This is a genomic window from Flagellimonas aequoris (assembly GCF_003584165.1).
GTDB classification, from domain to species: Bacteria; Bacteroidota; Bacteroidia; order Flavobacteriales; family Flavobacteriaceae; genus Flagellimonas; species Flagellimonas aequoris.
In genome coordinates, this window is the sequence record NZ_QXFJ01000028.1 from 78248 (window position 1) to 87037 (window position 8790).

General features: G+C 42.9%; 6 protein-coding genes. 1 reads left to right on the plus strand and 5 read right to left on the minus strand.

The annotated features are described in order from the left end of the window. Positions 1–56 precede the first annotated feature (56 nt). Both kbl and D2U88_RS12845 read right to left on the minus strand, forming a co-directional pair. Positions 57–1250 carry a glycine C-acetyltransferase gene (gene kbl / locus D2U88_RS12840; protein ID WP_119640970.1) on the minus strand — a complete coding sequence of 398 codons (1194 nt, stop codon included), beginning with the start codon at positions 1248–1250 and terminating at the stop codon, positions 57–59. Between the two features lie 11 nt (positions 1251–1261). Further along, complete coding sequence (locus D2U88_RS12845; RefSeq protein ID WP_119640971.1) at positions 1262–4390, minus strand: UvrD-helicase domain-containing protein; 3129 nt, start codon at positions 4388–4390, stop codon at positions 1262–1264. Positions 4391–4504: 114 nt separating this feature from the next. On the opposite strand from D2U88_RS12845, the gene D2U88_RS12850 reads away from it, so the two are divergent. Then, positions 4505–5113, plus strand: coding sequence for a superoxide dismutase (locus D2U88_RS12850; protein ID WP_119640980.1), 609 nt, complete (start codon positions 4505–4507; stop codon positions 5111–5113). 520 nt (positions 5114–5633) lie between these two features. Here D2U88_RS12850 and D2U88_RS12855 read toward each other — a convergent pair. The 3 genes from D2U88_RS12855 to D2U88_RS12865 form a co-directional block, all read right to left on the minus strand. After that, positions 5634–6191, minus strand: a complete 558-nt coding sequence (locus D2U88_RS12855; protein ID WP_119640972.1) for a hypothetical protein — start codon at positions 6189–6191, stop codon at positions 5634–5636. A gap of 155 nt (positions 6192–6346) precedes the next feature. Beyond that, positions 6347–6904, minus strand: coding sequence for a hypothetical protein (locus D2U88_RS12860; protein WP_147378587.1), 558 nt, complete (start codon positions 6902–6904; stop codon positions 6347–6349). An 11-nt stretch (positions 6905–6915) separates the two neighbouring features. Continuing rightward, positions 6916–8736, minus strand: coding sequence for a hypothetical protein (locus D2U88_RS12865; protein ID WP_119640974.1), 1821 nt, complete (start codon positions 8734–8736; stop codon positions 6916–6918). Positions 8737–8790: the final 54 nt, after the last annotated feature.

Here is an 8790-nt window from a genome sequence, read left to right on the forward strand (position 1 = left end):
CTAAATTTCTTTTTTTTTGACTCATTTACCAGCAGTTTTGCTGCATTTCAACGATTTTAGACGATTTTTAACGATTTTCCTACTTTGATGAATGCATTTATTGCATGATCCAAATGTTCCTTTTCGTGGGCCGCGGACAACTGTACCCGTATCCTGGCCTTGCCCTTTGGTACTACAGGATAGAAGAATCCGATCACATAAATGCCTTCATCCAATAGCATATCGGCCATTTTTTGGGATAGCTTGGCATCATAGAGCATCACCGGAACAATGGCAGAATCCCCATCAATAATGTCGAAACCGGCTTCTTTCATTCCTTTTTTGAAGTATTCCGTATTGCTCTGCAGTTTGTCCCGAAGCGTAGTGTCCTTGTCCAACATTTCAAAAACCTTGATGGATGCACCCACAATGGCCGGCGCCAGGGAATTTGAGAACAGATAGGGGCGCGAGCGTTGGCGCAGTATTTCTATGATTTCCTTTTTCCCGGTGGTATAACCTCCCATGGCACCTCCCAAGGCTTTTCCTAGTGTTCCCGTGATAATATCGATACGGCCCATAACACCTTTTTCCTCCAAGGTGCCGCGTCCGGTTTCACCAATAAACCCTGCAGCATGGCACTCGTCGATCATGACCATGGCATCGTATTTATCGGCAAGGTCACAGATTTTATCCAAAGGGGCCACAAGTCCATCCATGGAGAAGACCCCATCGGTTACGATAATCTTGAAACGGGCGCCGTCTTTTTCACTTTGTTTGAGTTGCGCCTCCAAATCGGCCATGTCACTATTGGCGTAGCGATACCGTTTGGCCTTGCAGAGCCTAACCCCGTCAATGATCGAGGCATGGTTCAAGGAATCCGAGATGATGGCATCCTCTTCGGTCAATAAGGGTTCGAAGACTCCTCCATTGGCATCGAAGGCGGCAGCATATAATATGGTATCCTCGGTACCATAGAAATCAGCGATTTTTTGCTCCAGTTCTTTATGGATGTCCTGGGTGCCACATATGAACCGGACCGACGACATGCCAAAGCCATGGGTGTCCATAATATCTTTGGCTGCTTGGATCACTTCGGGATGGGAGGATAGCCCTAAATAATTGTTGGCACAAAAATTAATGACTTCCTGCCCCGTGGAGATTTTGATAACTGCCCCTTGGGGAGAGGTGATGATGCGTTCTTTTTTAAAAAGGCCGGCTTCTTTTATGGCTTCCAGCTCATTGGCCAAGTGTTCTTTTATTTTTCCGTACATGGTTGTATCAATTAAACGAATACAGGTTCTATTTTTTGGTCAATATAAACAATAATGGCATGTTTGATTTCATAATCCATTTCTTTTAGCACATCGGCGTACTGCATGATCTGTTCTTTGTGTGATGGTGATGGCTTCCCGGTCTTGTAATCCAAGATGGTGACTTGGTTTCCCGCGATCACAATTCTGTCCGGTCGCAGAGAAATACCTAATGTCGTAAGGATTTCCTGTTCGTTCAGTATCTGCAGGTCTTCCCTAAAAAAGTCCTTCAGTTGTGGATGGTTGACCACTTCCAAAAGTTTATCCTCCATATCCTTTGCTGCGTCTTTGGAGAAATATCCATTGAATTGAAGATTTTCAATCACTTGGGGAACTTCCTCTGCATATTTGATCTGGCTCAGTGCAAAATGGATAACGTTCCCCATTTCAATCGCCTCAATGCGTTCATCGTCCCACAATCTTCCCGATTTGGTGGAAATAATAAACCCAGTATCCCCTTTTGGTCTGGTGATATAGGTGATATGGTTTTCATCCGCTTCGGGATGGGGTTGACTTTCCAAGTTTTTGGGGAATGACCCAAAACTGTAGGTAAGCTGGGCTTCTTGATATAGGCCTTTACTTTTAAGGTATTCCTGAAAAAGATCGGAATAGGAAAGGGATTCTTGAACGGAACCCACATCTTTCCCCGTTTCGGTGAAAATGAAAAGGCCTTTTATGGGCCTTGTAAGGGCCACATAAAGCACGTTCATGGCATCCAGCACTGATTTTTGGGCTTCGTCCATATAGATATCGGATGTGACCTCATTGAAAGCCTCCATATCCTTGTTCATATTGATAAGGAACTCCTTCAAACCCAAATCAGATTCCGTTGGTGTCGCTGGCACCCAAGCCTTCTTTTTCTTTCTTTTGTCATCCAGAAGAGCGTTGGCAAAAGGAAAGATGACAAAAGGAAACTCGAGTCCCTTGGCCTTATGTACGGTCATGATCCGAACGGCATTCACGTCATCCGGTGCTGCTATGGAAAGGGATGATTTTTTTACTTCCCAATATTTAAGAAAGGCATGTATACTTGGACCTTCGCGTTTTTCCACATCCAGTACCTCATCCATCAAAAAGGTGATATGGGCAATGGAATCCTTACCTAGATTGAATTCGGCAATGGCTTTTTCCAGCAAGGTAAACACGGATTGTCCCCTTAATTTTGAGATAAGGAACCCATATTCTTGGGCAAGAAAGCGTTCCATTTGGTCCATGTTTGTTGAAATGAACCCATGAATGTCCTTTTCGCCCTGGGACAGATACATCAATATTTGATAAGCGGCTTCACGGTCGTTGGCATTTTCGCATATCCTGAGGATGGCGATCAAAAATCCCACCTTGTCGTTGTGGGCCAGCAGGAGGGCGTCTGAAGAAATAATCGGAATGTCGTTCCTTGCTAAAAAATCGGCCAAGAGCATGCCATTTTTATTATCACGCACCAAGATGCAGATATCCCAATAGGAATACCCTTCAGAGAGTATTTGCTGGATGGTTTCCCGTACAGCGTTGCAATACACCTGATCTTTTTCTTCGGTATCCTTGTCCAAAAAGGTCAACTGCACATAACCGCCAGGATTGTTGTTGGTCTTTTGATGGGAATCCTTTAAAAACAAGTCTCTATAATCTTCATTTTCGAGTACAGGGGATACGGTGGTGAAAAAAGCATTATTGAAGCCCACAATTTCATCATGACTACGCCAGTTGGTGCCTAATGAATGGATGCTGGGCTCTACTACAAAAGGATGCGATTTTCCGTTCATAAGATCCAAAAACTGTTCGGCCTTGCCACCCCGCCAGCGGTAAATGGCCTGTTTCACATCACCCACCAAAAACAGGGAGCCATGCTCATGTCTCTCATTTTCACTTTCCAAGGCATTGCCGATCAGGGGAGCCAAATTGTCCCATTGCATTTTTGAGGTATCCTGAAACTCATCGATAAAGTAATGGCGGTATTTTTCGCCCATTCGTTCATAAATGAACGGAACAGGCTGGTCCTTGATTTCTTTGGAGAGGATGGCGTTCAGGGATGAAATGGGGATAATGTCCTTGTCGAGTTCAATGTTCTTGATCTCTTTGGCGATTTCGTTCAGTACCGTCATGGGCACGATGTTGCCATAGATATTTTTCAAGTAGCTATGCCGATAAATGGCTTCCTTGATTGTCAAGTAGGCCTGCAGCAAAGTGCTGGCCAGCGATGACGCATCCCGTTTATCATTGGCCTTCAAAATGTTGCCTTCAACCAAACTAGGTTCCAGCGTTTTGCTGGTGTACAATACTCTGGGGCTCAATTCACCCTCGACCATTTTTTTAAAATGGTTTGGGAGGGTTTGCCTTGGAAAGTCAGCAAAATCAAAACCTTGGTTTTCCATTTCGAGGAGGGCGGCTTCGGCCTTGTCCTTTATGATCGATCCTATTTTTTCCATTTGGATGGAAATATTCTTTTGGATATCCTGAAAATCACCGATGGATTTCGATTTTAAAGGCTCCACATGTTCGGCATGGTTTTCCTGAAAAAGCAGTTTTCCCATTTCGATGAGATCCCGTGTGATGTCCCAACTTTTGTCATCATCTATTTTTTCTAGGGAAAAAGCAATCAACACCTCTGTTAATTCTTCATCACTTCCTGCGCGTTCCAATAGTCGGCCCACAGCTTCTTCCAAAAGGAGGTCAAGGTCCAGTTCCACTTCAAAATTTTGAGAAAGATGTAGGTCACGCGCAAACGTCTTGATGATCTTATGGTTGAACTTGTCTATGGTGGATATTTCAAAAAAGGAATAGTTGTGCAAAATCCTTTTAAGGATAAGCTTGGAGCGGGTTCTTAATTGTTCCGCGCTCAGGGTCAGTTCTTGGCATAGCTCTTGGAACAGTGACTCCTGTTTTTTGGGCACTTTTTCTAATCCAAACCCCTGAAGATTATCCAAGATCCGCGTTTTCATTTCATTCACGGCCTTGTTGGTGAAGGTAATGGCCAAAATCTGTCTGAACTTCAAGGGAAAATCGTGGGCCAACAACAGTTTTAGGTATTCCTTGGTAAGGGCATAGGTCTTGCCCGAACCTGCAGAAGCACTGTATATTTTAAAGTTGGAACCTTCCAAAGCCATTTTTCCCGCAAAATAAGGATTAGCGACCTCAAGTTAACATGGTTTTAGCGGAATATGTTTGTTAAAACCCGTATTTTTACCATAATTAGTAATAACACAAAAAACAGAATTATTATGGCTTTTGAATTACCTAAATTACCGTATGCATACGATGCATTGGAACCGAATATAGATGCTAGGACCATGGAAATCCACCACACCAAGCACCACAACGGCTACACCACCAATTTGAACAATGCCATTAAGGACACCGATTTGGATGGAAAGTCCATCGAGGATATTCTTACGAACTTGGATATGACCAATATGGCCGTTAGGAACAATGGAGGAGGATTTTACAACCACTCGCTTTTCTGGGAAATCATGTCCCCAAATGGAGGAGGTGCCCCTACGGGAGAATTGGCCAGCGCCATTGATGCGGCCTTTGGTTCCTTTGATGCATTCAAAGAAAAATTTTCAGCCGCGGCCGCTACCCGATTTGGTTCGGGATGGGCTTGGTTGTGTGTTCACCCAGGAGGTAAATTGGACATCTGCTCCACTCCCAACCAAGATAATCCCATTATGCCAGGTGTAGGCTGTGGCGGACAACCCATTTTGGGCTTGGATGTTTGGGAACATGCCTACTATTTGAACTATCAGAACAGAAGACCCGACTATATTTCCTCTTTTTACAATGTAATCAATTGGGATAAAGTGGCCGAGAATTATAAGGCTGCCAAATAAGGGATACTTCTTAAAAATGAAGAGCCGTGTACCTAGTGCACGGCTTTTTTTATTGCACAAAGTTTATAAAATAGAAAAGGGCGAGGAAGCCCCCGCCCTTTTCGTCCCAAATCTTACCATAAACTTAACCTACTTATGCTATGGCGAGACTAAAATACTGGTATTGTGTAAAATAACAAAGGTTTTGGGATAAATTTTTGAATTTCTGGGGAAAAATAAAACGTGCAGTTCGTCGATAAAATGGATAAATCGTTGGTAGTCAAACATAAAGAAGGCGGAGTGTTCTCCGCCTTCTTTCCCCAAATCTTACCATGAACTTAACCTACTTATGCTATGGTCCTCCAAATGTACGGCAAGAGGCATTTTGCCCAACAAGCTTTTAGATGAAACTCCCTTTATTTGGTTGAAGTGTTCATATGTGTTGAATAATTGATAAAAATCAAGAAAGTTGCACGTTTTTTATGGATTATATCCGACAAACCCTAACGGCTATGGCTAATGAAAAATTAAATCTTATTTGCTATGAAACCATATACTCGATTTCACCACAGAGCTGCCACTTACCATCGACCTTTTTAGCCAAAATCAAATATCCGTGCCCTTCGATGATTCTGATGATGATTGCTTTGGTTTTGTCCTTATTTAGATAGGGTTTAGACAAATGGACCTTAGAGGGCCTAGGCAAGTCAGTTGACTTTACCAAATCAGGACGATCAGAAGCATAAACTAAATTTGGGTTTTTAATTCGTGCTCTATCCCAATTTGTTTTTATGGTATCTGATTTTATCATTTTGGAAATGAACTCGATTTCATCATGGTCCAATATCCATTCAATATCCTCACTTGCCATAGGTGTTATCTTTCCCAATTTGTGCTTTTGCTGCCAATTTTTATAAGCTCCTAAGGCAAAATCGATGTTATAATTATAATTGTCATCAATGAATATAAATTGTTTTGAGCGAACTGTATTTAGTACCTCGTTAACAATTTCATATTCCTCATTGGTAATTGTGTTATTGCTCTTTGGAGCTTTGCAACACAAAAAAGTTATTGCAAACAAGGAAAATATAAATCTCATTTTTTAATAGTTTTAATTACATGCCTGTTGTCCTTGTGGCACGGCGTTGCCAAAACCCAATTGGTTGTGCCGTTCTGCGTTTAAAATGTTCAGGATTTGTGATCGTGTATTTGAGTTTGGAACATATTCTAAGAACTTTGGATGCGCAATTCACTTTATGAAGACATATATTCGATTTTACCACAGAGTTGCCACTTGTCATCTATTTTCTCAACTAAAATTAAATAACCAGCATCCCTGACAATAAAAATAACAGCCTTATTTTTTTTCCTATTTAAATAGGGTTTTGAAATATGGATTAGACCCAATCTTGGCACGTCAGTGGAATTTAACAACTCCGGATGCTCAGATGCATAGAGTATTTCGGGACGATTCAATTTGTACTTGTCCCATTTTATCCTAACAGTATCATATTCGAGGTTCACAGAGATAAAACTAATATCATTACTGTTCAAAATCCATTGTATATCCTTACTTGTTGGTGGACCACTTTTTCCAGTTTCCAAATACTTGATATACCAATGAATATATACCTTGAAACTTAATGATAGGTCATAGTGGTAGTCTTCATCGTCGAGCAAAAACTTTTTCAAGCCATAATCATCAAGAACAGCATTCACAATTTCATATTCTTCTCTTGAAAGTTCCTGACTGCTTTTTTGAGCACTACATCTCAACACTGATACGGTTATGAATAAAAATAAAAGTCTCATTTTATATAATTTTAATTACAAGGTTGCTGTCCTTTTGGAACGGCATTGCCAAAACCCAATTGGTTGTGCCGCTCCGCATTTAAAATGTTCAAGATTTGAGAGCGTGTATTGGCGTTTGGAACATATTCTAAGAACTTTGGATGGGTGATTGTCGATTCTATATTATTCTGTATTATCTGCATATCGGTTAATCCACCCCATGCCAGAGCCTCATATACAAAATTGTCTATGACATATCCTTTGCTCTCACCATAGGCCCTTATGGCATTTTTTATCCGATTTCTGAATACATCGGCCATAGCATTATGCCCGATATTGTTTGCATTTGCTTCTTTATTAATGTAAGCGTTATAATATTCTACATACTCTTCATAAACATTCCCTGGTTCTTCTTGGTTAAAATGAAAGCTCAGCCAGGCATGTATGGCCTCATGGATAAAGGTGGCGGCCAACTTTATGTCCGTGGCATTGGCCATCCGATTATTGTTTATAGTCGTTACTGCTAAATCACCGAAATTTACAGTTATGGCATTAGCTTCCCCGATACCCAAATTACCCGTCTTCACTTTCCAACCATAGTTTCTGGAATTGGGGCCTTCCCCGGAAAAATCATTCAAAATCTCCGATATCCTGCTTTCGGGAGTGTTCTTAAGGGCCATTAAAACAGTTTTTTGGCAGTCCAGTAGTTCCGCATCATAAATGATCTCTTCCTCAAAATCCACTTCTCCGTTATCCATCCATGCGCTTATGCTCTCCTTCCCAAATGCTTTTGCCTTTGCGGAGTTGGACTGATCTTGCAGGTACTGCTTCAGGTCCTCGACTTCACCGGAGTCCCTGTGCTGGAAATACCATACGAACTGTTGGGGCGTTAGGGAGAGGTCGTGTCCCAGGGAAAGGTGGTTCTTGGCCTTGAACATGGCCAGGTTGGTGACCCCGTTGTCGATCAGGTATCCGTCCACGATGTTCTTGATGTTGGAGTCGGAATTGTAATATCCCCTTTCTGCTTGGGACAGCTTTCCACTGGCAAATTCCTTGAGCTGAAATTCGTAGAGGGAGACATTTGTGGGCGCGGTGATGATATAGGGGTCCTCGAACCCGGCCCCGCCACCGTTGCCGCCCTCCCCATTTCCCAGATCAGGTTCCCCGGGAATGCCGCTACCGGATCCCCCAATCAAACAGACCATGGATTCCTTGTAGAAGAGCCGGTCGTCGCCCGTGAGCTGTGCCTCCAAAATGCACATCTCCCCTGCGGGGTGATCGGTCCCCCCAAAGTGGCACCATAATTCCACCACGTCATAGCAAGTGTCGTTCTTTTCAACAATGCCAACATCCAGTCTTTCCAGGTCCAAGGAGAACAGTTCCCTTCTCCCCTCAAAGGAAAAGGAGCCGTGTTCGGCAAGGGCACGGATACCATCCTTTAGGTGGTACCTGACCAGAAAAGCCTGCAGGTTGCCCGATGGATTCCGCTGTAGCACCAGGTTCTCGAAGAAACTGCCATCGTTGCGGTCCCTTTTTATCGGAAAAGTATAGGATGTCACATCATCGTGCGTAATGACCTTTACCATGGAAGTGTCCACGGTAAAACCATAAAGATCGGAACCCATGTTTTTGGAAGTCGTTGTCCCGCCCATTGATGACAAGCGGGAAATCGCCGTACGAACAGGTTCGTCATTCAGATCCTGCAGTGACATCTGTTCCAGTGAGATATCTAATGGAATGGAGTCCTGTTCTTTTGGGTCGTCCTCTTGGGGCGGTGTCTCCCCAGGGCTACATGCGTTCAACAGAAGAAGGAACATCAGCAGCCCGATGGGGTACAAGCATAGTCTTTTCATGCCTTGTCAGGTTAAGTTATCAAACAGTAAGGTAGTTGTGGGGTACAACATACA